We start from the raw sequence: 26,800 nt of genomic DNA, 5'->3' as shown, positions 1-26,800 counted from the left end.
GGCACCGTGTAACTTTATCCAAGTCAGAGCGGAACGGGCCGGGAAAACCGGAACGGAGCTCAAAGACAAAAAACAAGACTTAGCAGTACAGCCCCTCGATGGGTCGGCTCAAAGCCGCTTCTGACGGGTGTGCGTGTGTTGTTTGAGAACTCAACAGTGTGTCGATCTATTGAAAGCCAGTAGAGCTTTTATATGAACCCCGATCAAGTGGGTTCCTTTGAGATGGACAGATAGACCAGATGAGTTCTGGTTTGTCAGGACATCGGATTTTCTGACAAAGCATTGTTGGAGAGTTTGATCCTGGCTCAGGACGAACGCTGGCGGCGTGCTTAACACATGCAAGTCGAGCGGTAAGGCCCTTCGGGGTACACGAGCGGCGAACGGGTGAGTAACACGTGGGTAATCTGCCCTGCACTCTGGGATAAGCCTTGGAAACGAGGTCTAATACCGGATACGACTTGCGGTCGCATGACTGTGGGTGGAAAGTTCCGGCGGTGCAGGATGAACCCGCGGCCTATCAGCTTGTTGGTGGGGTAATGGCCTACCAAGGCGACGACGGGTAGCCGGCCTGAGAGGGCGACCGGCCACACTGGGACTGAGACACGGCCCAGACTCCTACGGGAGGCAGCAGTGGGGAATATTGCGCAATGGGCGAAAGCCTGACGCAGCGACGCCGCGTGAGGGATGACGGCCTTCGGGTTGTAAACCTCTTTCGCCAGGGACGAAGCGAGAGTGACGGTACCTGGAGAAGAAGCACCGGCTAACTACGTGCCAGCAGCCGCGGTAATACGTAGGGTGCGAGCGTTGTCCGGAATTATTGGGCGTAAAGAGCTCGTAGGCGGTTTGTTGCGTCGGCCGTGAAAACTTCACGCTTAACGTGGAGCTTGCGGTCGATACGGGCAGACTTGAGTTCGGTAGGGGAGACTGGAATTCCTGGTGTAGCGGTGAAATGCGCAGATATCAGGAGGAACACCGGTGGCGAAGGCGGGTCTCTGGGCCGATACTGACGCTGAGGAGCGAAAGCGTGGGGAGCGAACAGGATTAGATACCCTGGTAGTCCACGCCGTAAACGTTGGGCGCTAGGTGTGGGGCTCTTTCCACGGGTTCCGTGCCGTAGCTAACGCATTAAGCGCCCCGCCTGGGGAGTACGGCCGCAAGGCTAAAACTCAAAGGAATTGACGGGGGCCCGCACAAGCGGCGGAGCATGTGGATTAATTCGATGCAACGCGAAGAACCTTACCTGGGCTTGACATGCGCCAGACATCCCTAGAGATAGGGCTTCCCTTGTGGTTGGTGTGCAGGTGGTGCATGGCTGTCGTCAGCTCGTGTCGTGAGATGTTGGGTTAAGTCCCGCAACGAGCGCAACCCTCGTTCCATGTTGCCAGCGGGTAATGCCGGGGACTCATGGGAGACTGCCGGGGTCAACTCGGAGGAAGGTGGGGATGACGTCAAGTCATCATGCCCCTTATGTCCAGGGCTTCACACATGCTACAATGGCTAGTACAGAGGGCTGCGAGACCGTGAGGTGGAGCGAATCCCTTAAAGCTGGTCTCAGTTCGGATTGGGGTCTGCAACTCGACCCCATGAAGTCGGAGTCGCTAGTAATCGCAGATCAGCAACGCTGCGGTGAATACGTTCCCGGGCCTTGTACACACCGCCCGTCACGTCACGAAAGTCGGTAACACCCGAAGCCCACGGCCTAACCCCTTGTGGGAGGGAGTGGTCGAAGGTGGGACTGGCGATTGGGACGAAGTCGTAACAAGGTAGCCGTACCGGAAGGTGCGGCTGGATCACCTCCTTTCTAAGGAGCACATCACCTGACAGGTTCAGTACAGGCCTCTTCGGAGGCATGGAACGACTGTGCAGGAGATCCACCAGCCGTGGCATGCGTTCACGGGGTGGAGCTCAAGGAATCGTGGAACTACTGGTCTTCCGCAGCCAAGTCTGCAGATAGTCGACACACTGTTGGGTCCTGAGGCAACACGCGCTTGCGTGTGCGCTGCTTCTGGTGACCGGGACTGCTTCGAGTTCAAACCGGCCGGCGTTGATCGGAATGGGTGTTCTCAACGGTAAGCGGTGTTCTGGTGTGGTGTTTGAGAACTGTACAGTGGATGCGAGCATCTTTGTGGTCAAGTTGTTAAGGGCATACGGTGGATGCCTTGGCATCAGGAGCCGATGAAGGACGTAGGAGGCTGCGATAAGCCTCGGGGAGCTGTCAACCGAGCTGTGATCCGAGGATTTCCGAATGGGGAAACCCGGCACCCGTTATGGGGTGTCACCTGCACCTGAATATATAGGGTGTGTGGAGGGAACGCGGGGAAGTGAAACATCTCAGTACCCGTAGGAAGAGAAAACAACCGTGATTCCGTGAGTAGTGGCGAGCGAAAGCGGATGAGGCTAAACCTACTGCGTGTGATACCTGACAGGGGTTGCGTAGTGGGGGTCGTGGGACCCACTGGCTGGGGCTGTCAACCTAGCGGGAAGTCATAAAGTCATGTTGCTAGTCAAATCGGTCTGGAAAGCCGAACCGTAGAGGGTGAAAGTCCCGTCGACGAAAGCGCGTGATCTTCCTTGGTGGTGTTCCCGAGTAGCAGCGAGCTCGTGGAATTTGCTGTGAATTTGGCGGGACCACCCGTTAAGCCTAAATACTTCCTGATGACCGATAGCGGACTAGTACCGTGAGGGAAAGGTGAAAAGTACCCCGGGAGGGGAGTGAAAGAGTACCTGAAACCGTGTGCCTACAAGCCGTCAGAGCCTTTTGGGGTGATGGCGTGCCTTTTGAAGAATGAGCCTGCGAGTTAGTGATGCGTGGCGAGGTTAACCCGTGTGGGGTAGCCGTAGCGAAAGCGAGTCTGAATAGGGCGTTGAGTCGCGTGTTCTAGACCCGAAGCGGAGTGATCTACCCATGGCCAGGGTGAAGCGCCGGTAAGACGGTGTGGAGGCCCGAACCCACCAGGGTTGAAAACCTGGGGGATGAGCTGTGGGTAGGGGTGAAAGGCCAATCAAACTCCGTGATAGCTGGTTCTCCCCGAAATGCATTTAGGTGCAGCGTCGTATGTTTCACCACGGGGGTAGAGCACTGGATGGCCTAGGGGGCCTACAAGCTTACTGAAGTCAACCAAACTCCGAATACCGTGGTGTGAGAGTGCGGCAGTGAGACTGCGGGGGATAAGCTTCGTAGTCGAGAGGGAAACAGCCCAGAACACCAGCTAAGGCCCCTAAGTGTGCGCTAAGTGGGAAAGGATGTGGGGTCGCCCAGACAACCAGGAGGTTGGCTTAGAAGCAGCCATCCTTGAAAGAGTGCGTAATAGCTCACTGGTCAAGTGGTCCTGCGCCGACAATGTAGCGGGGCTTAAGCGTACCGCCGAAGCTGTGTCATTCATGCATACAGATCCATGAGCGTCTTCGGATGCTTGTGCAGTCGCATGGATGGGTAGGGGAGCGTCCTGTAGCCATGGAAGCGGCGGTGGAAACCAGCCGTGGAGGCTATGGGAGTGAGAATGCAGGCATGAGTAGCGAAAGCAGAGTGAGAACCTCTGCCGCCGGATGACCAAGGGTTCCTGGGCCAGGCTAATCCGCCCAGGGTAAGTCGGGACCTAAGGCGAGGCCGACAGGCGTAGTCGATGGACAACGGGTTGATATTCCCGTACCCGCGTGAACGCGCCCATGATGAGGCGGTTGATGCTAACCACCCAAAGCTGTGCGAGTAAGCCTTCGGGTGAATCGTGTGGTGGAGCGTGGGATCCGATTCCGTATTAGTCAAGCGATGGGGTGACGCAGGAAGGTAGCTCCGCCAGTGAGTGGATTAACTGGTGTAAGCGTGTAGGGAGTGGTGTAGGCAAATCCGCACTGCATATATCCTGAGACGTGATGCGTAGCCGATTGAGGCGAAGTGGGTGATCCTATGCTGCCGAGAAAAGCCTCTAGTGAGTGTTCAAGCGGCCCGTACCCTAAACCGACACAGGTGGTCAGGTAGAGAATACTAAGGCGTTCGGGTGAACTGTGGTTAAGGAACTCGGCAAAATGCCCCCGTAACTTCGGGAGAAGGGGGGCCGTGTGACGTGACGGGGCTTTGCTCCTTGAGCGTTGTGTGGCCGCAGAGACTAGCGAGAAGCGACTGTTTACTAAAAACACAGGTCCATGCGAAGTCGTAAGACGATGTATATGGACTGACGCCTGCCCGGTGCTGGAACGTTAAGAGGACGGGTTAGTCTGTAAGGGCGAAGCTCAGAATTTAAGCGCCAGTAAACGGCGGTGGTAACTATAACCATCCTAAGGTAGCGAAATTCCTTGTCGGGTAAGTTCCGACCTGCACGAATGGCGTAACGACTTCTCGGCTGTCTCAACCACAGGCCCGGTGAAATTGCACTACGAGTAAAGATGCTCGTTACGCGCGGCAGGACGGAAAGACCCCGGGACCTTTACTATAGCTTGGTATTGGTGCTCGGTTCGGCTTGTGTAGGATAGGTGGGAGACTGTGAAGCTCGGACGCTAGTTCGGGTGGAGTCGTTGTTGAAATACCACTCTGGTCGAATTGGGTGTCTAACCTCGGACCATGATCTGGTTCAGGGACAGTGCCTGGTGGGTAGTTTAACTGGGGCGGTTGCCTCCCAAAGAGTAACGGAGGCGCTCAAAGGTTCCCTCAGCCTGGTTGGCAATCAGGTGTTGAGTGCAAGTGCACAAGGGGGCTTGACTGTGAGACTGACGGGTCGAGCAGGGACGAAAGTCGGAACTAGTGATCCGGCCATGGCTTGTGGAAGCGTGGTCGCTCAACGGATAAAAGGTACCCCGGGGATAACAGGCTGATCTTGCCCAAGAGTCCATATCGACGGCATGGTTTGGCACCTCGATGTCGGCTCGTCGCATCCTGGGGCCGGAGTAGGTCCCAAGGGTTGGGCTGTTCGCCCATTAAAGCGGTACGCGAGCTGGGTTTAGAACGTCGTGAGACAGTTCGGTCCCTATCCGCCGCGCGCGTAGGAGACTTGAGGAAGGCTGTCCCTAGTACGAGAGGACCGGGACGGACGAACCTCTGGTGTGCCAGTTGTTCTGCCAAGGGCATGGCTGGTTGGCTACGTTCGGAAGGGATAACCGCTGAAGGCATCTAAGCGGGAAGCTCGTTCCAAGATGAGGTCTCCCACCTGTTTACAGGGTAAGGCTCCCAGCTAGACGACTGGGTTGATAGGCCAGAGATGGAAGCGCGGTAACGTGTGGAGTTGACTGGTACTAATAGGCCGAGGACTTGACTACAAAGACGCTACGCATCCACTGTACGGTTCTGAAACACCAAACCGGTTCGGTTGGACGGTTTGAGTGGTTTCGTGGTTTTACCGTGGTTTTAGCGAAGAGGAAACGCCCGGTCCCATTCCGAACCCGGAAGCTAAGCTCTTCAGCGCCGATGGTACTGCACTCGGTAGGGTGTGGGAGAGTAGGACACTGCGGTAATATTCTTCGAAAGGCCCCACAGGCGACTGTGGGGCCTTTTGCTATGTCCGGGCTCAGCTGTTCACGAGTCTCATGTACAGGGTCCAGTCCCAGAGCGGCCCCGGATCGGTATGGGTCGCTCCTGGCACCTCGTTGTGGCCGATGATGTGAGCCCGATCCTTCGGAATTCCGTACCGGTTGCAGATCGAACGGGTGAGCGCCGCCGAGGCCGTGTACATCTGAGTTGTGAACCACTGCGGCTGATCGACCCAGCCTTCGTGTTCGACACCGATGCTCCGGGTGTTGTAGTTCCAGTTGCCGGCGTGCCAGCCGACATTCTTCTCCCGGACGAGCTGCGCGATATGGCCGTCACCGGAACGCACCAGATAATGCGACGCGACCTTGCGGGCCGGGTCCTGGAAGATCGCGATCGCGTCCCGGTAGTACTCCTGGGTGACGTGGATCACCACGATGTTCACCGGATAGCTCGACGGCCGGTTCGAGACGGTGTAGTTGGACGTGCTGGCCGGAATCCATTCGGCGCCTGGGTAGTCGACGGCCGGTGCTGCCGCCGACGCGGGGCCGGCGGACCAGACACCGGCGGCCACCACGCCGGCGCTCGTCAGCAAGAGGTTTCGGCGGGAAAGGGTCATGCCGGAAACGTGTACGCCCCGGCACCCGCTCAAGTCAATTGTTTCCTAAGAGCTTCAACTGATGGTTGGTTGTCCACCAGCTCTGGAAGAGCGCCGCGAAGTACTCGGGCCGTTCGGAATGCGGGTAATAGCCGGCGCCGCGGATCATTGTCACCTCCGTGGGACCACCGAGGCGCTTGGCGATCAATGGTGCCTCATGTTCCGGGCTGAGGTCGGTGAAAGCCGGGTCGGCGTCGCCCATCGCCACGAGCGCGGGACACGTCACGTACGGCATCGCCAGCTCGGCCACCTGGTGCCCGGGCCGCAGCATCGCCCGGACGGCGTCAAAGCGCCCAGGCTGCGCCAGATTCGCGGCTGTGGCCCGGCGCCTGGCCTCGAACCCCTCGGGCTTCTGCGGCCCGAACAGCCACGGCCACGCGTGGTTCCAGAGCAACCGGCCGATTCCGCGGCGCCTGATCAGCCACCGGCCCGCCGTGCAGACGACGTTCGCCGGCGTCTGGTGCATCCACGGGCCCGACAGCACCAGCCCGGTGATCAGATCCGAGCGGTTGGCGGCGGCCACCACGGCCGCGCCCGCGCTGTAGTCGTTGCCCACGACGATCGCCGGCCCCAGTGCGAGCTTCTGCAGCAGCTCCAGCAGATCCGAGGCGGTGTCCATCTCGGTGTAGGACGGCCAGTGCGTGCTGGATTCGCCCAGCCCGCGCAGGTCCATCGTGACCACCGTGAAACCCGCGACGACGAGCAGTTCGGCCACCTTGGCGTAGGCGCAGCGCAGGTCGCCGAGACCAGGCAGGCACACGACCAACGGGCCCTGGCCGCGCACCTCGTACGCCAGCCGGCCGCCTGGTCTTTCCAAAAACTGCGTGGCCGCCACCCGGCCGCCTCTCGTGAAGGGCTATTGCTGTGCATAAACCAACGGCATAACGGCGGCCAATGTCAATAACGTTCTCACCCGGTGCAACATGATCGACACGTAATGCTACGGATGGCGACCGAACTGGTGACAGAACGTTTCAATGAGAACTCCCCGGCACCCGCCAGATGGGCGTGCCGGGGAGTTCTTGATCTGCTCGGCCTGATCAGCCGCCGTGCGCTTCCTTGAACTCGACGACCAGCGCGTGCGGCAGGCGGCCGCGCTCGGCCACGGTCTTGCCCTGCGCCCGCGCCCACTCGCGGATCGCCTGATTCTGCGCCTGCTCTTCGGCGGACTTCTTTCCCGAGTCGCCGCCCGGCGCCAGCCGCTGCTTGCGACCGCCGATTCGGCGGGCGTGAGCGACATATTCGGCAAGCGAGTCGCGCAGCCTGGTTGCGTTGGCGGTGGAGAGATCGATCTGGAACTCGACACCGTCGAGTGTGAACGCAACGGTTTCGTTGGCAGTTCCACCATCGAGGTCGTCGACCAACTCGACGACGGTCTTCTGAGCCACGGTTCCTCCGTGTGGTGAGTTTCAGTGTTGCCCCAGCCTGCTGGCAATGATAACCATGCGGACCCCACAGAAATAAACCGCATCGCGAATATCTTCGTACTGAATTTCGCCGGAGTCCCGTGACCAGGGCGATCGTTTTCCTACGAAGGTGGAGGTTGGTTGAACGGCGAGGGCCACTCGATGCTCTTGCTTAGCACATTGGGTTACCTGCCGGTTCGACTGTTCGGGCGCAGCGGTCCTTCTGATGCCACGCAAACATCACGAAAACCCAGGTCGAAAGTGGGCTCAGTCGCGCTGTGCGACATCGTGTTCACTTGATGGTGGGTATGTCGGCGCGGCGGCAACAACTTCGAATTTGACCATTACCGCCGGATCAGGTCACCGGCAGCCGCAACGAGCGCGTGGCCGCCGCGATCAGGCCGGGATCGGCCGGTGAGGAGGACCGGTCCAGCCAGATCACCTGCACAATGCGGACTTGTGCGCCGGTCTGCTTTGCCTGATATGCCGCCGAGTCGAAGATCGGCTTGCGGCCGTCGGGCCAGGGGGATCCGTCGGCCGACGGATCGGTGATCGTGCCGGTGCCCGGAGTGGTGGCCACTTTCAAGAAGGCCGCGGCGGCGGTCGCGTCCTGGAATGTGAGATCAGCTACGAGCACCGCGATTGGTTCTTTGCCCTCGGTGCTCTCATACCGGGTACGCACGAGCGAGCCGCACGGGTTCGTCTGCAGCCAAACCTGGATATCACCGAATGCCCGTGCCTGGCAGTCGGTGTCCTTGACCGTGCCTTTCGGCATGTAGGTCACGCCTTCGACGACCGGGCCCGCTTGTTGTGCCACTGTCACAGTCGGCTTTGGGCCCTGTGTGGTTCGCGGGGTGTCACTGGAGGCGGCAATGGCGACGATGATCCCGGCGAGCATGAGCAGTCCGACCAACATTGCCGCGCTTACCGGCAACCACCGGAACCGTTTCGGTTTGGTCGCCACCGCCATCGGCGCGGCGGCCGGCTGCGGGCGAACGCGCGGAATCAACAACGTGCTGGCCGCGGCGAGGCCCGGGCCTGCCGAAGAGTCAAAGCCCTCGAAAACGAGCTCCTCTGGGCTGAATGGCGGATGATTCGGCGCCAGTGCGGCCAGGATCTCGTTTGCCCGGTGCGGCGGGCAGCGGCGCTCATAGACAGCCAATTCACGGGCCGCGATGAGAAGTGTCTTGGGTTCCGGGTGCAGGATGCGAATGCCACGGGCCAGATCAGAAGTCGTCTGGCTGACGCGGGAGACGTATGGCCCGACGGCGACAACCGTGCCCACGGGCATCGGCTCCACCCTTTGCGACTGCAGCCTGGCCACGACCGCGGTGGCGGCCTGGACGGCCTCTGTGGCCGGGTTGACCGCGCCGTCCGCACGCACCAGCGGCCAGCCGTCGACCTTCCACTGGCCATTGACCGGCGCGTCCAGCCGCATGGCGGGGTCGGGCAGGTCGACGCCGACGACCACCAGCAGGCCCCGCGGCAGGATCACGATCGCGTCGACGGGGTCCGGGCAGTCCGGCGGACGGCAGCCGATCAGCGCGATTCCGCCGACCACGGCGTCGCCACGACCCCAGGACGCGAGGGCCGCTCTGACATCGGCACCGACCGCGGACGTCTCGTCACCGAGCCGGACAAGCCGCACGACAGTTCCGCCTCCCCGCATTTTCTCTGTTCGGTCGCGTTCCAGCGGACCGTTCTGGTGGCTGGGCTACGTCCCGTTCCCCTTAGGCGCGGTCGGGCACACGGTATCTCTGTGGCGGTATGGGCTCCGTATCGAGGCCTGGTGCAGTGGTGACCACCACACCGGCTGGATGTATCCGATGGTGGATAAGTGCCGGTCAGGACGACACGCCAGCGCGACACGCCGAGAACAAGTACCCGATCGGAGTGACTGGTGTGTCTTCTGATCGTTCCTGTGGCGGGATTGCACAGTGAGGAGGCAGAATAGGCGCCGGGTACGACTTGTACACACGATGGCCCACACGCTCGCGAGGTCGTAGGGGAAGACGTTTCCTCGTCGAGTTGCGGAGGTCAGCAGTGAGCACAAGTGGCAGCACCCGAGGCGTGGTGTACGTCCACTCGTCGCCGTCTGCGGTTTGTCCGCACGTCGAGTGGGCGATTTCGGGCACCCTGGGTGTCCGGGCCGAGCTGAAGTGGACCGCTCAACCGGCGGCCGCTGGTCAGCTGCGGTCCGAATGCTCGTGGACCGGCGGGGCCGGCACGGGCGGCAAGCTGGCCGCGGCGTTGCGGGCGTGGCCGATGATCAGGTTCGAGGTCACCGAGGAGCCGAGCGCCGGCGTCGACGGCGAGCGGTTCTGTTACGCACCCGGCCTGGGGCTCTGGCGCGCGAAGACGTCGGCCAACGGCGACATCGTGGTCGGGGAGGACCAGTTGCGTGCGGTCGCGGCCTCGAGCCGGGGCGCGGAGTCGTTCGTGCACAAGGTGGACGAACTGCTGGGTTCGTCGTGGGACGAGGCGCTGGAGCCGTTCCGGCGCGCCGGCGACGGCGCACCGGTCACCTGGCTGCACCGGGTCGGCTGAACGGGGTCGGCCAGTTCATGGCACTCTCAAAAGGTGCATCCGACTAGGCGTTCGCCGCGATTGTGGCTGGCCGTGCTCGGCGCGGCCGTGGTCGCGGCGGGCGGCGGCCTGGCCGCGCGCGAGATCTACAAGCCGAAGCCGGTCGACCATCTGGTCACGCCACCGGTCGTGGCCACAGTCCCGAGCACGACGGTGCCCCCGGCAGCACAACCCGGATCGAGCAAGGTGTCCGCGACGCAGGACGTCGTGGAGCATCCGCAGTTCGGCGTGATCGCGTCGCTGTTGCAGGACCACTTCGACTCGATCAACGAGAAGGACTACGAGAAGTGGCGCACGACGGTCACCAGGGCTCGTGCCGCCACCTACGAGAAGCGCCAGTGGACCGATGACTACAAGTCCACCAAGGACGGCAGCATCGTGCTCTACCGGATCGACACGGCGCCGGACCGCAAACTGCGCGTGCTGGTGGCGTTCACCAGCACCCAGAATGTCGAGGACGCACCGCTGGAGCTGCCCAAGGAGTGCATCCGCTGGCGGATCGTGCTGCCGCTGGCGCGCGAGGACAACAAGTGGAAGATCGAGACGGGCCCGGAGGGCGCGTCACCACCGCATGACGAGTGCGGGGTTCAGACGTCCTGAAGTGACGCCAGGCTGTCCAGGCCGGTGACGAGCAGCTCCAGCTCGGCCTCGGTCCGGCCGTCGGTGAGTTTCCGCTGGCTGAGCCCGTCGACGCTGGCCAGGCAGAGGGACGCGGCACGGGCACCGACCGCGCGGGCGACCACAAGCACGGCGGACGTTTCCATGTCGACGGCTTTCACACCGTTGCGGCCCAGCTCTTTCATCCTGGCCCGGGTTTCCGCGGCCCGTTCCGGCTCGGCGGCGAACATCTCGGTGTAGAAGCCGTCGTACGACGCGATCAGACCTGCGGTCCATGACCGGGATCCGGCTGCGAGCGTGGACCGCAGTGCGGTGTTCATTTCGTGGTCGGCTATCGCGGGATAGCCGATTGGCAGATACGTGCCGGAAGTCGACTCGTTGCGCACGGCACCCTCGGCCAGGACCAACGAACCCAGCGACGTACCGCCGATGCCGAGGACCGTGCCGAGCCGTAAGAACCGTTGTACGCCCAGCATGGCCAGCTCGTGCAGGACAACCCCCGCAATGGGAGCGCCCATTCCGAACGCGGCCACAGTCACCGCGCGACCGCGGTACTGGCCTGTCACAGCCGTCAGGCCACGGTCCTGGTTGAGTACCTGCGCGTTGTCGAGCAGGGTTGCGGCTTTCTCCACGCGGCCACGGTCGCCGACCAGGACAGCCCGGTCAGCGACCTCGTCCGCCGCGCACCTGAGGAACCACGCGCGGTCAGCCATTGACTGGGAGCCGTTCGAGCAGCAGGCCAGTCGCGGCCTCCACGCCGCGTTCGGCCGCCTGCCGGGTCTCGGTGGGGTGCTCGAGCAGGCTCGCGACCATGCCAGCGAAGAACATGTCGCCCGCTCCGGTCGTGTCCACCGCGTCGATCTCGGTGCACGGCACCATGTCGTGCAGGTCGCCACGCCAGATCCGGACACCGGCCGGGCCGTGCGTCTCGGCGAGCAGCGCGTCTGGGCGGGTGCGTTCGAGCAGCGTGCGCGGGGCGACGATGCGGTCGAGGAACACGCGCTCGCGGGCACTGAAGCTGACGACGCTGGAACGCGCCAGGATGCGGTGCACGACGCCGGGGGAGTACGCGTCCGGGTCGCCCTTCACGCCCCACGCCAGGTGCTGCTCGTCGGTCAGCAGGTCGAGGACCTCGAGGTTGGCGGTGCGCGGGCCGACCATCAGGCATACCCAGTCGCAGCTGGCCACGATCTCGCGCTGCCGCTCGGTCAGGTTGCCGGCCGCGCGGTCGCCTGGGTCGTACACGACGACTGTCTCGCCGTCGGGACCGTAGAACAGGTAACACGACGGGGTGCGGACGCTGTCGGTCGAGATGCCCGAGATGTCCACGCCGTAGCCGTTGAGCCGGTCCATGTACTCCTTGCCGGGCTCGTCGTCGCCGACCCACGTGATCGCGTGCACCTGGTGCCCGGCGGCGGCGAGGCCCCGGGCGGTGTGCGCGATGCCGCCGATGCCCGGCCACGGGTCGGACAACCGGCGTTTGATCAGTGTGGTGCCGGCCGCCGCACGGAACTCGTCACACTCCATCGAGTGGTCCATGCTGGCGTACCCGACAACCGCGACCCGGCTGCTCACAGTCGCTCCAATGCCTGTTCGACCGATACCACGGACCCGAAATAGCGGTCGATGTCCTCGAGCGACGCTTCGGCCAAGTGCGGCCGGTTCGAGTTGGTGGCCTCTTTCGCCAAAAGGATCTCATACCCGCCCGCGAAGGCATCCTGGATCGTCGCCCGGACGCAGACATTGGTCTTCACGCCCGCGACGAGGAGTGTTTCCACGCCTTGTTCGCGCAGCAGCAGATCCAAGTCGGTCGCGTAGAACGCGGAGTACCGCCGTTTCGGGACCTCGATTTCGTTCGGGGTATCCAGCGGTTCGAAACCGGCTACGTACGGTGACTGATCGTCACCGATTTCGCAGTGCACCGGAATTTTCTTGTGCTCGAAGTCGGCCAGCCCCGGCCGGTGCCGCTCCACCGCGTGCACGATCAGTCGTTCCTGCTCACGGGCCTTGGTCAGCAGTGCCCGCAACGGGTCGAGGGCCTTGACCGAATCCGGGTAGTAAGCCGGCCTGCCGGGCGCGAAAAACGCGTCCAGCACGTCGATCAGGACCAATGCGACACGATTATCGGCCATGCTCAGCCTGCCCTTCGAGATTTTCCCCGAACGTCGCGTACGGCGGTGACCGTCAGAACCGCTATAACAACAACATACGGCAGAGTCTGGATGAGCTGGGCGGGTACTCCCGCGGTCTGCAACCGCGCCTGGGTGGCGTCGAACACCGCGAACAGCAAACAGGCCAGCACCGTCGGCAACGGCCTGGAACGCCCGAAGTAGAACGCGGCCAGTGCGATGAAACCCCGCCCGGCCACCATGTCCTCGTTGAAAAGCCCGACCTGGCCGAGGACCAGCTGCGCGCCCGCCATGCCCGCGAACACCCCGGCGAGCGTGCCGGCGATGTCCCGGATGCGGTTGGTGGGCAGCCCAAGCGCGCCGGCCGCGTCGAAGCCGGCGCCGGTCGCCCGCAGCCGCAATCCGGCTCCGGTGTTCTTCAGGGCCCACGCGATCGTCGGCACAAGCACGATTGTCAGCCAGAACAATGGATCCTGGCCAAGAATCTCCGGCAACGGATCCAGTCCGGTGACCCGCAACGTGCCTGACACCTCGAAGACGCTGCGCAGCAGGTATCCGATCAGGCCGCTGATCACGATGGTGAAGCCGAGCCCGGTGATGATCTCGTTCGCGCCGAGTCTGGTGATGCACAACGACATCAGCAGCCCGAGCAGCCCGCCGGCCGCACCCGCCGCGAGCACGCCCACCGCCCAGTTCCCGGTCAGCCCGGACACCAGCGCGCCGATCAGCGCACCGGCGAGCATCTGCCCTTCCAGCCCGATGTTGACCACACCGCTGACGCGGTGCAGCAGGCCGCCCAGTGCGGCCAGGGCGAGTGGCGTCCACAGCAGCAGCGCGGACATGACGATGCCCTGGATCATCGCTGCCGCCAGAGCCGGACCACGGCGAAGATCATGACAGTGCCGGACAACACGTCCACGATGTCGAGCGGGATGTTGCTGAACAGTTGCGCAGTCGTTCCGGCGGAGGCCAATGCCCCGAACAGCACCGCGCCGAGCACCACGCCACCTGCGCTGTTGCGGCCAAGGAGGGCCACGGCGATCCCGGTGAAGCCGTAACCCGGCGAGAATCCGTCGACGAACCGGTGCACGACGCCCAAAGCGTGGGCCGCGCCGCCGAGTCCGGCGATCGCGCCGGAGACGAGCATCGAGACGATGACCACCCTGGCGACCCGGATGCCCTGCGCGGCGGCGAACCTCGGGTTCAGCCCGGTCTGCCGCAGTTCGTAGCCGAACACCGAATGCTTGATCCAAACGGCGTAACCGGCGACCAGGATCAGTCCAATGAGGACACCCGAGGTGAGCGCGTAGGGCGGCAGCAGGTCGGGCAGCCAGGCCGGTCTGGCGATCAGCGGTGTCGCGGAGTTGGCAACACCCTTGGCCTGCAAGAACGACGTCACCAGCCAGCCGGCCAGGCCGGCCACGACGAAGTTGAACATCAACGTCACGACGACCTCGTCGACGTTCCACCGCGCCCGCAGCCAGCCGGGCAGCGCACTCACCGCGATGCCCGCGGCCATGCCGGCCAGCATCGCGGCCGGGATCGCCAGCGGCCCGCCGAGATGGGCGGCCACCGTCGCCGAGATCAGCCCGCCGAAGACGAACCCGCCTTCGACGCCGACATTGAAAACACCGGCCCGGAACGCGATCGCGGTCGCCAGACCGGTGAACAGCAGGGGAGTCGCGGCGCTGAGCGTGGCCGCGATCCGGTCCATCCCGCCGAAGGCTTCCCGGATGAGCAACTGATAGAAGGAGAGCGGGTTGTGCCCGGTCGCCAGCAGCACCACCGCGCCGATCGCCAGCGCGATCAGAAACGGCACGACCGCCCTGACCGTGCTGGTCAGGACTCGCGAATACCGGGAATCGGCCAGGACGCTCACGAGGGTTTCCTGCCCAGCATGAGTTCACCTACGGCGTAGCGGCTTTCCGGACCACCGGGCACCTCGCCGGCGACCGCACCGCCGTGCAGCACCACGATCCGGTCGGACAGTTCCAGTAGCTCGTCCAGTTGCTCGGACACCAGCAGAACGCCTGAACCGTTGTCCCGCAACGCCCGCAGTCGCGAGTGGATGAACTCGATGCCGAGCACGTCCACTCCGCGCGTCGGGCCCGCGGCCACCAGCAGCCGTGGTTCGCGGTCCAGCTCGCGGCCGATCACCACGCGCTGCTGGTTGCCGCCGGACAAGGTTCTGGCCGGCTGGGATGTCCGTCCATATCGGACTGAATAGCCGTCGAGCACGCGCTGGACGAACGCCCGCACCTTCGAGGGAGGCAACCAGCCGCGCCGCGCGAGCCCTCGGTGTGTGCCCGCGATCGTGTTGTCGGCAAGCGAAGCGTCCAATGAGAGACCTTCTGCTCCGCGCTCACCGGAGACGTAACCAAGGCCCAGGGCGCGACGTTTGTCTACCGGCAGGGCTGTGACGTCGTTGCCGTCGAGCACAATCCGCCCGGCGCATTTGCGCAGGCCGACGACACGCTCCACGAGTTCGTCCTGCCCGTTGCCCGCGACACCGGCGACGCCGACGATCTCGCCCGCCCGCACGGTCAGGGAAACCCGATCCTCCAGGAGCAAGACCTCGTCACCGAGCTGGGCCGACGAGACCTGGGCCGAGGAATCGAAAACACTGCTTTCCACGTGCGAGCCGACGATGAGTTCGACCAGTTCGGACCGGGTGACCTCGTCGACCGGGCGGGTCGTGACCACCTCGCCACCGCGCAACACCGTGATCTCGTCGGCGATCGCCAGGACTTCGTCGAGTTTGTGGCTGATGAAGACGACCGTCCGCCCGGCGTCGCGTAGCCCGCGAAGCAGCCGCAGCAGCTCATCGACTTGTGCGGGCGCCAAAGCGGCTGTGGGCTCGTCGAGGATCAGCACGTCAGCGCCGCGGCGCAACGCACGCAGGATTTCCACCTGCTGGCGGACACTGATCGACACATCGTCGGTCCTGGCCTGCCACGGCAGTTCGACGCCGGCACCCGCGGCCAGCTCTTCGGCCTCCGCAAGCGCTTTCGGCCAGTCGATCCGCGGTCCGCGACGGGGTTCGGCACCCAGGATCAGGTTCTCCAGCAGGGTCAACGAGCCCACCATGGCCAGTTCCTGTTGCACCAGGCCGATGCCGTGCTTGATGCCGTCCGCCGGGCCGCGCAATCTGACAGGACGGTCGCTGATCACGACCGTCCCGGAATCCGGCTGGTCAAGGCCGTACAGAATGCGCATCAACGTGGTCTTGCCGGCGCCGTTCTCGCCGACGACCGCGTGCACGGTGCCCGCCTGGACGTCGAGGCTGACGTGAGCGTTCGCGCGTACGGAACCGAATGCGCGTGACACATCGCGCGCGCCCAGTCGGACCGGCATCTCAGCCTTGCAGCCAGGCGGGGTAGCCCTGGTCGATGACGTTCCAGACCTTCAGCTGGCCGGAGATGATCTTGTTCTTCAGCTCGTCGACCTTGGCCCGGACCGGCGCGGGGATCTCGTTGCGGGTGAACTCGAAGTCCGTGAGGCCCACGCCGCCCTCCTTGAGACCGAGGTTGATCGTCTGACCGCCGGGGAACTTGTTGTCCGCGAACATTTCGACCACCTGGCGCACGGCGAGGTCGGTGCGCTTGAGCACGCTGGTCAGCACGAACCCGGGCGCCAGCTTGTCCTGGTTGTCGTCCACGCCGATGGCGTAGTGGTTGGCCTTCTTGGCCGCCTCGATCACGCCCGCCCCCGTGCCACCGGCAACGGCGTAGACGATGTCGGCGCCCTGCTGGAACATGGTGTCGGCCAGCTGCGCGCCCTTGGTCGGGTCACCGAACGAGTTGCTGTAGACGGTGAGCACCTCGATGGCCGGGTCCACGGCCTTGGCACCCTCGATGTAGCCGGACAGGAACTTGTCGATGCCCACCGACTTGGTACCGCCGATCACGCCGATCTTCTTGTCCGGGTTGATCTTCGGGTTGCCGGTCTGGGTGGTCATCTGCGCGGCGAGCGCGCCGGCCAGATACGAGCTGTCGTGCTCGGCGAACAGCACCGAGGCGATGTTCGGGCCGTTGATCTTGTTGTTCAGGAACGCGAAGTTGACGTTCGGGTAGGCCGAGGCGACCGTCGGCAGGATCTCGCCGTGGGAGAACTCGAGGTCGATCACCAGCCCGTAGTCCGAGGTGGCGGCGCGGCGCAGCAGCTGCTCGCCCTGCCCGACCACGTCGGTGGACTCGATCGGGCCGCCCTCGACGCCCTTCTCACGCTTTGCCGTGTTGAAGCCGGCCATGGCGAGGTCGTTGTACGACTCGTCGCCGAGACCACCCTGGGCGATCACCAGAGCGGCTTTCTTGGGCGGCGCCGCGGGCGTCTCGGACCCACACGCCGCTACCAGCGCGACCACGGACAGGAGACTTAACGAGACCAGACGGGTTCGCATAGACGGGGAACTTACACCGGGCCAGGCACTACCGAATCCCGCCCTTGTCCGGCTGTCGGCGAACAAGGGCGGGCGGGTGAATCCCGGGGTCAGACGGAGGTGAAGGCCAGCGCGACGTTGTGCCCGCCGAAGCCGAACGAGTCGTTGACCGCGGCCTTCAGGTCGATCTTGCGGGGCTCGCCTGCGACCACGTCGTGCAGGATTCCCGGGTCGACGTCTTCCAGGTTCAACGTCGCAGGTACCACACTGTCGCGAATGGACAGTACGGTCACGATCGCCTCGACCGCGCCGGCCGCGCCGAGCAGGTGGCCGAAGGAGCCCTTCGGTGCGGTGAGCACCGGGTGGTCGCCGATCGACTTGCGGATCGCGAGGGTCTCGGTCACGTCACCGACCGGGGTGGACGTCGCGTGGCAGTTGACGTGCCCGACGTCGGCCGGGTCGATCTGGCCGGTCCGCAGCGCGGCGGTGATCGCCCTGGCCTGGCCCGCGCCCTCGGGGTCCGGCGCGGTGATGTGGTAGCCGTCGGAGCTGGTGCCGACGCCGGCCAGCTTGCCGTAGATCTTCGCGCCGCGGGCTTTGGCATGGTCCTCGCGCTCGAGCACCATGATCCCCGCGCCCTCGCCGAGCACGAAGCCGTCGCGCTGGACGTCGAACGGGCGGGAGGCCTTCTCGGGCTCGTCGTTGCGGGTGCTCATGGTGCGGGCCTGGCAGAAACCCGCCATCGTGATCCCGGCGATCGCGGCCTCCGCGCCACCGGCGACGATCACGTCCGCCTCACCCGTCTTGAGCATCCGGTACGCCCAGGCGATCGCCTCGGCACCGGACGCGCAGGCCGACACCGGGGCGTGCACACCGGCGCGGGCCTTCAGCTCGATGCCGACGTGCGCCGCCGGCCCGTTGGGCATCAGCATCGGCACGGTCAGCGGCGAGACCTTGCGCAGACCAGGACCTTCCAGCAGGTCGTCCTGATTGAGCAGGGTGGACGCGCCGCCGATGCCGGTACCGATGATCACCGCGAGCCGGTCGGGATCGACCGAGTCCCCGGTCAGCCCGGCGTCCGCCCAGGCCTGCCGGGACGCGATCACCGCGACCTGTTCGCAGCGGTCCAGCCTGCGGGCCTCGACTCGCGGCAGCACCTCGGTCGGCTCGACCGCGAGGGTGGCGGCGATCCTGGTGGGCAGGCCGAAGTCCGTGACCCACCCGACGTCGAGTGTGGACACGCCACTCTTGCCGGCGAGCAGTGCGTCCCACGTGGACACGACGTCTCCGCCGAGCGGTGTGGTGGCGCCCAGCCCGGTGATGACGATGTCGTTGCTCAATTGAATCTCCGCCCCTGCACGGTTGGAAGCTTCGCGGGCCGGCGGCCGCCTCGGCGAGGTTCGCGCAAGGCGGGGACGCCGGCTCGTTTCACACGGTGTTCTTGGTGATGTAGTCGACGGCGTCGCCGACGGTCTTGAGGTTCGCCAGCTCGTCGTCCGGGATCTTCACGCCGAACTTGTCCTCGGCCTGCACTGCGATCTCCACCATGGACAAGGAGTCGATGTCCAGGTCGTCCACGAAGGACTTGTCGACGGTGACGTCGTCCTTGGCCACGCCGGCGACCTCTTCGACGATGTCGGCCAGGCCGTCCAGGACTTCTTCGTTCGCCATCGAAATTTCCCTTTCTGTTGCGGTAAATCCACCGGCGGGCAGTATGCCCGCCCGGGAGTCAGGGGCTGATCACTACCTGGCCGGCGTACGACAGGCCGGCGCCGAAGCCGACCATCAGCAGCACGTCGCCCGTGTTCACCCGGCCGGCCTTGCGCATGTGGTCCAGCGCGATCGGGATCGACGCCGAGGAGGTGTTGCCGGTGTAGGTGATGTCGTCGGCCACCTCCATCTTCTCCTTGGCGCCCGCCGCCCGTAGCTTCTTGGCGATCGCCTCGACGATGCGCAAGTTGGCCTGGTGCGGAATCAGTGCGTCCACGTCGGACGGCTGCAGGCCCGCCAGCTCCAGCGCGCGCATCGCGATCGGCGCGATCTGGCCGGTGGCCCAGCGGTAGACCGTCTGGCCTTCCTGGTAGATGTACCGGTTGTCCCGGTTGTAGATCATGTCGACCATGTCGCCCGCGCTGCCCCACGCGACCGGGCCGATGCCCGGCTCGTCGGACGGCCCGACCACGGCCGCACCCGCGCCGTCGGCGAAGATGATCGCGTTCGCCCGGTCGGTCGGGTCCACCCAGTCGGTCAGCTTCTCCGCGCCGATCACCAGCACCCGGCCGGCGGAGCCGGACCGGATCAGGTCCGAGGCGGTGGCCAGGCTGTAGCAGAACCCCGCGCACGCGGCGTTGAGGTCGAACGCGCCTGCGGCCTTCACGCCGATCCGGTCGGCGACCTGGGCGGCGGCGTTCGGGATGGGGGAGGGCATCGTGCAGTTGGCCACGATCACGGTGTCCAAATCGGACGGTTGCAGGCCGGCGTCCTGGATCGCGCGGGTGCCTGCGGTGACCGCCATGTCCACAAGGGACTCATCCGGACCGGCGTAGCGGCGCTCGATGATGCCGACCCGCGTGCGGATCCACTCGTCGCTGGTGTCCATCCGCTGTGACAGGTCGTCATTGGTGACGATGTGCTCCGGCCGGAAGCTGCCGACGCCGACGATGCGGCTGCCGGCCGGGCCGGTCGAGATGTTGAGCGTACTGCTCACTGGGTGCCCTCCACGAACTCCGCGATGGAGTCCAAGTCCTCTGGTGTCTTGAGCCGCACCCGCGCCACGGCGGGCAGCTCACGCTTGATCAGGCCGACGAGCGCGCCCGCGGGCGGCAGTTCGACGACCGCGGCGACCCCGCGCTCGCCGAGCGTAGCCATGCACGCGTCCCACCGGACAGGGCGTGTGACCTGGCTGACCAGCCTGGTCAGGGTCTCCGCGCCGGTGGTCACTTCGCCGCCGTCGGCATTGGACAGCAACGTCTTGGCTGGGTCCGCCGTGGCGACGGTCTCGGCGTACGCGCGCAGCGCGTCCTGAGCCGGCTCCATGTACTTCGTGTGGAAGGCGCCCGCCACCTTCAAAGTACGGGACTTCACGCTGGCCGGCAGATCGGCGACCAGCTTCTCCAGCGAGGCCAGGTCACCGGCGGCCACGATCTGGCCTGCGCCGTTCTGGTTGGCGGGGTCGACGCCGTACTCCGCCAGCTTGTCGACCACCGTCTGACGGTCGCCGCCCAGGATGGCGGTCATACCCGTCGGGTGCAGCGCGCACGCGGCGGCCATTTCACGGCCACGCACGGCGGCCAGGCCGACCGCGTCATCCGCGGTGAGCACACCGGCGACGGCGGCCGCGGCCAGCTCGCCCACCGAGTGACCGGCGACGATGGTGTCCGCGCCGAGCGTGAACCGTTTCTCCAGCTCGGCCTGCGCCAGCAGCGCGGCCGCGACGACCAGTGGCTGCGTGATCGACGTGTCGACGATCTCGTCCGCCGTCGCCGTGGTGCCCAGGCGTTTGAGGTCCAGGCCGGCGCGCTCGGACCAGCCGGCGAGACGCTCTTCGGCGCCGTCCAGCTCAAGCCACGGGGACAGCATTCCTGGCGTCTGGGAGCCCTGGCCGGGGGCGAGTATCGCGATCACACGACAACTGAACACTCTGACCACCGAGTATCGGGATGCTGCCAGTTACCAAGTACGACCCGCTATTTTGTAGCGTGTCTACAACCTGTACCCACAGATGACCGGCTGAAACGCGAAAACGTTGTGGACGTGAACGGTCGTCACCGATGCGCGCCGGGCGTTATCTCGGTCACCACAGGCCCCTCGCCCTGGCCAGGCGCCCCACCGCGAGGGCTACCCGCAGCACGAGCGAGTCCCTCGGGTCGTTGGCGTTGCGGCCGGTCAGTTCCGCGACCCGGCGCAGCCGGTAGCGCACTGTGTTCGGGTGCACGAACAGCTGCCGGGCACACGTCTCCAGGACCCCGCCGACCTCGAGATACGTGTCCACGGTCTCGAGCAACGAGCCGCCTGCGTCCTCCAACGGCCGCGCGACCCGGTCCACCAGCTGCCATTCGGCCTCCGGATCACCGGCGAGCGCCCGCTCGGGGAGCAGGTCGGTTGATCTTACCGGCCGGGGCGCGGCCGGCCAGCCGACCACCGCACGCAGGCCGGACAGCGCATCGGCAGCACTGCGGTGTGCCTCGGCAAGGCTTGCCACGGTCGGCCCCGCGACGACAGGACCGTCCCCGAACGCTGCCGTGATCCGGTCCAGCACAGCCTTGCTCGACGTGCGGCCACGGCGTTCTTCACCAGTCAGGTCGTCCGTCGGCCCCGCGAGCACGACGACAAGACGGGTGCCTTGCACGCTCAGCAGGACCGCGCGACCGGCACGCGCCGCACGGCTACGGACTTCGTAAACGACCGTCGGTGGGTCATCCGACGGCCTGTTGCCCACGAGCACAGTCGCCTCGGCTGCCGGATCCCACCCAAGCGCCGCGGCACGTGAGAGCAGCGCTTCTTCGGCGTCGCCACGCACGATGCCGTCCACGACGAGAGCTTCCAGCCGCGCGTCCCAAGCGCCCCGCGCCTCCGCGGCGGAGGCGTACGACATGGCGGAGGCGAACGCGACTTCCCGGCCGTACCGCAGAACCGCCTCACTGAGGATCGCGCGCTCGGTCGCGTCCGCGGCCAGGTCAGGGACTTGCCCTTCGAACACCTGCAACGCGACCCGCACCAGTTCGACGGTCTGCCGGAGGCTGATCCACCGGGACAGGTCACGCGGCGCGGCGCGGAACGCGTCGGTGGTCAGCCGCAGGGCTTCGTTCTCGTCCTTGAGCCATGCGGTGAACCCCGCGACGCCGGACTGCGCGATCAGCAGGACGCTGGCCCGTTGGTCCGCGGGCATCCGGCTGAACCAGGCGAACTGCGAGTCCATCGCGGCCAGGGTGGCGGAGGCCAGCTTGCCCGACGCCCGCTCCAGCTCGGCGAGCGTCCTGGCGGAAACGGCTCCTGCTCTCATCCGCCCAGCTTCGCACGGGCCGATACTGGGAAAAGTACTAGGCCCTCTGGAGTCCAGTGGGGTTTGGGGGCGCTGCCCCCGAAGAGTCCGGAACGGAAGTTCGGCGAAGGTGCGAAGCGCCGAAGTACTAGGCCCTCTGGAGTGTAGTGGTGCGCTGCACTCCAGAGGGCCTTCTCCCCGGTCCCCACCGGTAGATCCACTATGGACTGATCTTGATCACCGCGCCAGCGGTGTCCCCCGATCGTGGGACCGAGGTGTCCACAAGGGACGATCGGCGCCGGGGTGGAGAGGCAGCTCACACTCTGGCGCGGAACACCCCGGCGCGGTAGCACTGTTGCTGAGAGGCAATGGGGTGAGGAGGCTCGGGTGCGGTTCTTTCTGGATCACGGTGTCACCCTGCTGGGGCAGTGGACGTCCTACGCCGAACTGATCGGCCAGATCTGTGCGTTGGCCGTGGTGTTCCTGGCCAAGTACCGCACTCTCTGGACGTGGCCGGTCCAAGTGGCCGCGACCGTGATGCTCTTCAGCGTCTACATCTCGGCACACCTGGGCGGCCTGGCCGCACGCCAGGTCATCATCCTGCTGATCAGCATCTACGGCTGGTGGGCCTGGACCCGCCACCGCGATCCCGTCTTCGGCGTCGTGGTCCGCCGTTCGACGCCCCGCGAGCTCCTGGTGATCGTGGCGGCTCTTGCTCTGGGGACGGTTGCCACGGCCTTGCTGCTGGACGCCCTCGATGCCTCTTGGGCACCTTGGCCTGACGCCGCAATCTTCGTCGGAACGGTCGTCGCCTTCGCCCTGCAGGGCCGGGGCCTTGTCGAGTTCTGGCTGGTCTGGCTGGCCGTCGACGCGGTGGGTGTGCCCTTGCAGATCGCCTCGAACCTCTGGTTCAGCGCCCTGATCTACACAATCTTCGCAGGTCTGGTGATCTGGGGCTGGTTGTCCTGGACCCGCGACGCCAAACGCGCCAAGGCCGCCGTCTCGACCTAGCTGCTGTGGGGCCGGCGTGGCATCAGGAGCAACGCGCCGACGCTGAGTACCGCAACGACGATCAGCGTGAGGAAGACGTTGTGGATGCCGGTGTACAGGGTGTCCTTGTCGGGGGTCCGGCCGGCGAGCGTGCCGTTGACGATGGCGCCGAAGATCGCGACGCCTATCGCGCTGCCGATTGAGCGGGCGAACATGTTGGTCGCGGTCGCCACGCCCCGGCGTTGCCAGTCGACGGTCGTCTGGACGGCGACGAGGGTGGGGCTGGCGGAGAGGCCCAGGCCGACGCCCACCACGAACGCGGCCCCAGCCGCCTGCCAGACCTGGGCTTCGCGGCCCAGCAGCGCGACCAGGACCGCGCCCGCGATGACGAAGACCGAGCCGATCAGGGCGGTGTCCCGCATGCCTATCCGCATGTAGACGCGGCCGGCGAGGGTGGCCGAGATGGGCCAGCCGATCGTCATCGCGGCGAGGGCGAAGCCGGCGACCAGGGCGCCGGTGCCGATCACGCTTTCGACAAAGGTCGGCAGGTAGGAGGTCAGGCCCATCAGCATGGCGCCGACGATCAACGCCATGAGGTTGCCGCCGATCAGCGTCCGGTTGCTGAAGACCCACATCGGCAGTACCGGTTCGGCGGCGCGGCGCTCGACGAACACGAACGCCACCAGCACCGCGATCCCGACCGCGAAGATCAGCACACTCGGCACCGAGTCCCACGCCCACGCGATGCCGCCCTCGAGCAGCCCGAGCAGCACCAGGGCACATCCGACGGTCAACAGGGCGGATCCGGTGTAGTCGATTCTGTGTTTCCGCCGCTCGATCTTCTCGTGGAAGCCGCGGACCAGCATCCAGACCGCCAGCGCGCCGAACGGGATGTTCACGAAGAAGATCCATCGCCAGGAGATGTAGTCGGAGAACACGCCACCCAGCGCGGGCCCGACCAATGAGGCGGCGGCCCACACACTGGTCACGTAGCCCTGCACGCGGGCCCGTTCCTCCAATGTGTACAGATCACCCAGCATTGTCATGCTGATCGGCTGGACGGCACCGGCTCCGATTCCCTGAACGGCACGCGCGACGATGAGCACCGGCATGCTCCACGCGACTCCGCAGAGCACGGATCCGAGCAGGAAAACCCCGATCCCGAACAGCACGACCGGTTTGCGCCCGAACAGATCCGCGAACTTGCCGTACAGCGGGACGGTGACCGCCTGGGTCAGCAGATAAATGGAGAAAAGCCACGGGAACTGCGTGAAACCACCCAGATCCCCGACGATCGACGGCACCGCGGTGGCGATGATCGTGCTGTCCAGCGCCACCAGCGCCGTCGACAGCATGATCGAGCCGAGCACCGGCCCCCGTTCGGACCGCAGCCCGACAGCACGCTGGGCCGTCTCCGTCATGCCACCCCCAGGAAGTCATAGGTCCTCCCATCATCCCCCTGGAGTGCACTCCGCAACCCTGTGAAACAGGCGACAACAGACAGGACAGATCAACGGGAACGGCACGTCAAAGACCGTCGCAGGTGGCCTTCAGGACCGAGGCCAGGTTCGCTCGCGTGCCGGGCACGAGGTTGATCTGCTTCTGGCCGGTACTGGGATTCATGGTGAGGAACGTGAGGACCCGTCCTCGGTCGGTGAGGTCGATCGCGGACAGTGGGAGGCTGCGCCGCCGGCTCCCGGACCTGCCGCGGACCGCAGCGTAGAGCTGGTGCAAGGCGTCACGGTCGGCGCGCATCACCGCCGCATCCGACCATGCTCATGACAGGCAGTCCAGCAAAACAGGCGACAACAATCCCTCGCCTCACAGGAAACCCCCCAATGATCACCACAAAAACCCCGCACAACCATCCAAAAGCGTGACCGCAAAAGAACAGAAGCCCTCACCCAAAAGCGCCCAACCACGCTGGAACCCAAAGCGCACGAAGTGCGCAAGTGAGTGAAGAGCCACGCTGGAGAGCGAGGCGCGCGAAGCGCGCAAGTGAGTGAGAAGCCACAGCGAAAAGCGGGGCGGCCGAAGGCCGCACGTGGGGGGCTTGGGGGCTCGGCCCCCCAACATCGGACGGGCGACCCGGCTCGCGCTCTCCGCGAGCACACGTCACCCGAGCCCGTGGGCGTAGCAGGTTTCGAACCTGCGACCCCCTCCTTGTAAGGGAGGCTAGCCGTGAGCGGCCCGCTATCTGGTCGTTTACCAGGATAGCGGGGAGCGCAACTAGCCGAATGAGGGGATCGCTAAACGATCAAGGTCCGTCAATCAGTCTCAGCCTCGGCCGCATCGGGATTACCCGTGCACCGTCCGCCGTAACCGGCCCGAAGGCCTCCATGCCGAACGGGTCGCCTCGACTCGCCCTTGCTCGACTTGCGAGGGCGTCGAGGCCTTCGTGAAGTGCGGCGTACCACTCGTCCGTGGGCAGGTCCGGGTCGAGATGGATGGTGCCGGTGGCGTGGTCGACGACCCACGCCATGTCGTCGATCGCGGTGTGAGAGATCCGGATGGTGCCAGCTGCGGCGATCGCGGTTTGCAGCGCGATGAGCGCCCCCAGAAGATCGGTCATGCCCGATTCGTCGGTCTGCGCACTACGCCGCGTTACTCATATAAAGGCTATACACCCATTTGGAGCAATTTTCCGGTTTCGAGTTGTTTTCCCACGTCAGAAGGTGCAGGATCGCGGTCCTTTTGGGACTCTACGGCCCGGTCTGGCGACCTTGTGAGGCCTTTGGACTCTTGCGTCGCGACGTGTAGCGGTGACTGTCAGCAACTACCTCACTGGCCGTTGGCGCGTGGGTCTCCAGCAGTCGCCGCCGTACCTCGTTTGCGAGTTCCTCTGCGCTGAGTGACGCTGCGTCCAGGATGGGTTCGGCCGGCTGGCCCGCCTCGGCTGGCGTGAGGATGCCGGCGGCGACGAGGACCGAGAGGATTGGGTCGCTGAAAGCTGCTGCGACGGCTCGCGCGTTTTCGACGCTGACGGCGGCGCCGTTGCGCCAGGCGACCAGGCGGCTGCGGTTGATGCCTGATGCTCGTTCGAAGGCAGTCGTGTTCCAGTCCAGCTGATCTAGTCGGCGCTGGACGTAGTTCCACCATTGCGTGGAGTCACCCATAGACGTCGATGCTACGTGCTCGCACGCAACGTTTGCTAGGCGCACGGCACTGAATGCCGCTGGTGGGCGACGAACACCTGTGCACCTGTAGGCCGTTCGGCGTAATCACAAGTACCGACGCTAACGCGGCTCGTCTGTTGCGTCCGCGAACCGAGTGTTGCGCCCGCGCACGGCACCACGTAGTGTTTCGTTCGAGCACGAAACCGTTGCTCCCCGCACGAAACGCGAGGTGGAGATGCCGCAAGAGATCAAGGTCCGCAAAACCGGGTTCGCCGTCGCGCGCACCGAAGCGGGCTACAGCTCCGACTACGCGCTCGCCAAGGCAATGGGAGTGGCCCGGTCCACCGTCGTCCGCGTACTCGCCGACGAGATCCGGCCCGGCGGCGCGTTCATCGCCGGAGCACTCGCCGCCCTGCCGCGGCAGAAGTTCGAGGACCTGTTCGAGGTGCTCGGCGAGGCCGAGCAGTGACCACGACAAGCGAA

General features: G+C 65.1%; 24 protein-coding genes and 3 rRNA genes. 7 read left to right on the top strand and 20 right to left on the bottom strand.

Annotated features, from left to right (window positions below):
- The first annotated feature begins 282 nt into the window (after positions 1 to 282).
- The 3 genes from JOF56_RS57525 to rrf all read left to right on the top strand — a co-directional run bounded on the left by JOF56_RS57525 (position 283) and on the right by rrf (position 5,442).
- A 16S ribosomal RNA gene (locus tag JOF56_RS57525) occupies positions 283 to 1,801 on the top strand.
- Positions 1,802 to 2,127: 326 nt separating this feature from the next.
- Positions 2,128 to 5,247, top strand: a 23S ribosomal RNA gene (locus tag JOF56_RS57520).
- 78 nt (positions 5,248 to 5,325) lie between these two features.
- Positions 5,326 to 5,442: ribosomal RNA gene (gene rrf / locus JOF56_RS57515) — 5S ribosomal RNA — on the top strand.
- The 16S, 23S and 5S rRNA genes sit together here, the layout of an rRNA operon.
- A gap of 53 nt (positions 5,443 to 5,495) precedes the next feature.
- On the opposite strand, the gene JOF56_RS57510 is transcribed toward rrf, so the two are convergent.
- The 4 genes from JOF56_RS57510 to JOF56_RS57495 all read right to left on the bottom strand — a co-directional run bounded on the left by JOF56_RS57510 (position 5,496) and on the right by JOF56_RS57495 (position 9,167).
- The gene (locus JOF56_RS57510; protein WP_209647911.1) at positions 5,496 to 6,074 is read right to left on the bottom strand and encodes an N-acetylmuramoyl-L-alanine amidase; all 579 of its coding nucleotides are present in this window, start codon (positions 6,072 to 6,074) and stop codon (positions 5,496 to 5,498) included.
- Positions 6,075 to 6,108: 34 nt separating this feature from the next.
- Entirely contained in the window at positions 6,109 to 6,948 is an 840-nt protein-coding gene (locus tag JOF56_RS57505) for an alpha/beta fold hydrolase (protein ID WP_209647910.1), read from the bottom strand.
- Positions 6,949 to 7,153: 205 nt separating this feature from the next.
- Positions 7,154 to 7,501 (bottom strand): histone-like nucleoid-structuring protein Lsr2, encoded by a 348-nt coding sequence (locus JOF56_RS57500; RefSeq protein ID WP_209647909.1) that lies wholly within the window; start codon positions 7,499 to 7,501, stop codon positions 7,154 to 7,156.
- A gap of 373 nt (positions 7,502 to 7,874) precedes the next feature.
- Positions 7,875 to 9,167, bottom strand: a complete 1,293-nt coding sequence (locus tag JOF56_RS57495) for a hypothetical protein (protein WP_209647908.1) — start codon at positions 9,165 to 9,167, stop codon at positions 7,875 to 7,877.
- Between the two features lie 395 nt (positions 9,168 to 9,562).
- Here JOF56_RS57495 and JOF56_RS57490 point away from each other — a divergent pair, with 395 nt between their 5' ends.
- Complete coding sequence (locus JOF56_RS57490; RefSeq protein WP_209647907.1) at positions 9,563 to 10,066, top strand: DUF3145 domain-containing protein; 504 nt, start codon at positions 9,563 to 9,565, stop codon at positions 10,064 to 10,066.
- A gap of 33 nt (positions 10,067 to 10,099) precedes the next feature.
- Positions 10,100 to 10,705: a hypothetical protein gene (locus JOF56_RS57485; protein ID WP_307855762.1), complete on the top strand. Its 606-nt coding sequence runs from the start codon at positions 10,100 to 10,102 to the stop codon at positions 10,703 to 10,705.
- On the opposite strand, the gene JOF56_RS57480 is transcribed toward JOF56_RS57485, so the two are convergent.
- From JOF56_RS57480 to JOF56_RS57425, 12 genes are all read right to left on the bottom strand, one after another.
- A complete protein-coding gene (locus JOF56_RS57480) occupies positions 10,693 to 11,436 on the bottom strand; it encodes a nucleoside phosphorylase (protein WP_209647906.1) in 744 nt (247 codons plus the stop codon). The genes JOF56_RS57485 and JOF56_RS57480 overlap by 13 nt on opposite strands.
- The gene (locus tag JOF56_RS57475) at positions 11,429 to 12,298 is read right to left on the bottom strand and encodes a carbohydrate kinase family protein (RefSeq protein ID WP_209647905.1); all 870 of its coding nucleotides are present in this window, start codon (positions 12,296 to 12,298) and stop codon (positions 11,429 to 11,431) included. The genes JOF56_RS57480 and JOF56_RS57475 overlap by 8 nt, the downstream gene beginning before the upstream one ends.
- A complete protein-coding gene (locus JOF56_RS57470) occupies positions 12,295 to 12,855 on the bottom strand; it encodes a cysteine hydrolase family protein (protein ID WP_209647904.1) in 561 nt (186 codons plus the stop codon). Before JOF56_RS57470 ends, JOF56_RS57475 begins: the two co-directional genes overlap by 4 nt.
- 2 nt (positions 12,856 to 12,857) lie before the next feature.
- Positions 12,858 to 13,712: an ABC transporter permease gene (locus JOF56_RS57465; RefSeq protein ID WP_209647903.1), complete on the bottom strand. Its 855-nt coding sequence runs from the start codon at positions 13,710 to 13,712 to the stop codon at positions 12,858 to 12,860.
- Positions 13,709 to 14,731, bottom strand: a complete 1,023-nt coding sequence (locus tag JOF56_RS57460; RefSeq protein ID WP_209647902.1) for an ABC transporter permease — start codon at positions 14,729 to 14,731, stop codon at positions 13,709 to 13,711. Before JOF56_RS57460 ends, JOF56_RS57465 begins: the two co-directional genes overlap by 4 nt.
- Positions 14,728 to 16,206, bottom strand: coding sequence for an ABC transporter ATP-binding protein (locus tag JOF56_RS57455; RefSeq protein WP_209647901.1), 1,479 nt, complete (start codon positions 16,204 to 16,206; stop codon positions 14,728 to 14,730). Before JOF56_RS57455 ends, JOF56_RS57460 begins: the two co-directional genes overlap by 4 nt.
- 1 nt (position 16,207) lies before the next feature.
- A complete protein-coding gene (locus JOF56_RS57450; protein ID WP_209647900.1) occupies positions 16,208 to 17,251 on the bottom strand; it encodes a BMP family lipoprotein in 1,044 nt (347 codons plus the stop codon).
- Positions 17,252 to 17,340: 89 nt separating this feature from the next.
- A complete protein-coding gene (locus tag JOF56_RS57445; RefSeq protein WP_209647899.1) occupies positions 17,341 to 18,570 on the bottom strand; it encodes a beta-ketoacyl-[acyl-carrier-protein] synthase family protein in 1,230 nt (409 codons plus the stop codon).
- 88 nt (positions 18,571 to 18,658) lie between these two features.
- A complete protein-coding gene (locus tag JOF56_RS57440; RefSeq protein ID WP_209647898.1) occupies positions 18,659 to 18,901 on the bottom strand; it encodes an acyl carrier protein in 243 nt (80 codons plus the stop codon).
- Between the two features lie 58 nt (positions 18,902 to 18,959).
- Positions 18,960 to 19,937 (bottom strand): beta-ketoacyl-ACP synthase III, encoded by a 978-nt coding sequence (locus JOF56_RS57435; RefSeq protein WP_209647897.1) that lies wholly within the window; start codon positions 19,935 to 19,937, stop codon positions 18,960 to 18,962.
- Positions 19,934 to 20,854 (bottom strand): ACP S-malonyltransferase, encoded by a 921-nt coding sequence (locus JOF56_RS57430; RefSeq protein WP_209647896.1) that lies wholly within the window; start codon positions 20,852 to 20,854, stop codon positions 19,934 to 19,936. The genes JOF56_RS57435 and JOF56_RS57430 overlap by 4 nt, the downstream gene beginning before the upstream one ends.
- A gap of 169 nt (positions 20,855 to 21,023) precedes the next feature.
- Positions 21,024 to 22,232: a PucR family transcriptional regulator gene (locus tag JOF56_RS57425; protein ID WP_209647895.1), complete on the bottom strand. Its 1,209-nt coding sequence runs from the start codon at positions 22,230 to 22,232 to the stop codon at positions 21,024 to 21,026.
- Positions 22,233 to 22,598: 366 nt separating this feature from the next.
- Here JOF56_RS57425 and JOF56_RS57420 point away from each other — a divergent pair, with 366 nt between their 5' ends.
- Positions 22,599 to 23,222 carry a nicotinamide mononucleotide transporter family protein gene (locus tag JOF56_RS57420; protein ID WP_209647894.1) on the top strand — a complete coding sequence of 208 codons (624 nt, stop codon included), beginning with the start codon at positions 22,599 to 22,601 and terminating at the stop codon, positions 23,220 to 23,222.
- Here the strand turns inward: JOF56_RS57420 and JOF56_RS57415 are convergent.
- The 4 genes from JOF56_RS57415 to JOF56_RS57400 form a co-directional block, all read right to left on the bottom strand.
- Positions 23,219 to 24,622, bottom strand: coding sequence for an MDR family MFS transporter (locus tag JOF56_RS57415; protein ID WP_209647893.1), 1,404 nt, complete (start codon positions 24,620 to 24,622; stop codon positions 23,219 to 23,221). The two genes, JOF56_RS57420 and JOF56_RS57415, sit on opposite strands and share 4 nt — an antisense overlap.
- A gap of 106 nt (positions 24,623 to 24,728) precedes the next feature.
- Positions 24,729 to 24,956: an ESX secretion-associated protein EspG gene (locus JOF56_RS57410; RefSeq protein WP_209647892.1), complete on the bottom strand. Its 228-nt coding sequence runs from the start codon at positions 24,954 to 24,956 to the stop codon at positions 24,729 to 24,731.
- A gap of 502 nt (positions 24,957 to 25,458) precedes the next feature.
- Positions 25,459 to 25,773: a hypothetical protein gene (locus tag JOF56_RS57405; RefSeq protein WP_209647891.1), complete on the bottom strand. Its 315-nt coding sequence runs from the start codon at positions 25,771 to 25,773 to the stop codon at positions 25,459 to 25,461.
- A 130-nt stretch (positions 25,774 to 25,903) separates the two neighbouring features.
- The gene (locus JOF56_RS57400) at positions 25,904 to 26,317 is read right to left on the bottom strand and encodes an XRE family transcriptional regulator (RefSeq protein WP_209647890.1); all 414 of its coding nucleotides are present in this window, start codon (positions 26,315 to 26,317) and stop codon (positions 25,904 to 25,906) included.
- A 235-nt stretch (positions 26,318 to 26,552) separates the two neighbouring features.
- Here JOF56_RS57400 and JOF56_RS57395 point away from each other — a divergent pair, with 235 nt between their 5' ends.
- Positions 26,553 to 26,786, top strand: a complete 234-nt coding sequence (locus JOF56_RS57395) for a transcriptional regulator (protein ID WP_209649125.1) — start codon at positions 26,553 to 26,555, stop codon at positions 26,784 to 26,786.
- The last annotated feature ends 14 nt before the right edge of the window (positions 26,787 to 26,800 follow it).

It is taken from the genome of Kibdelosporangium banguiense, assembly GCF_017876405.1.
Lineage (GTDB): Bacteria > Actinomycetota > Actinomycetes > Mycobacteriales > Pseudonocardiaceae > Kibdelosporangium > Kibdelosporangium banguiense.
This window is presented reverse-complemented; position numbering and strand designations above follow the sequence as displayed.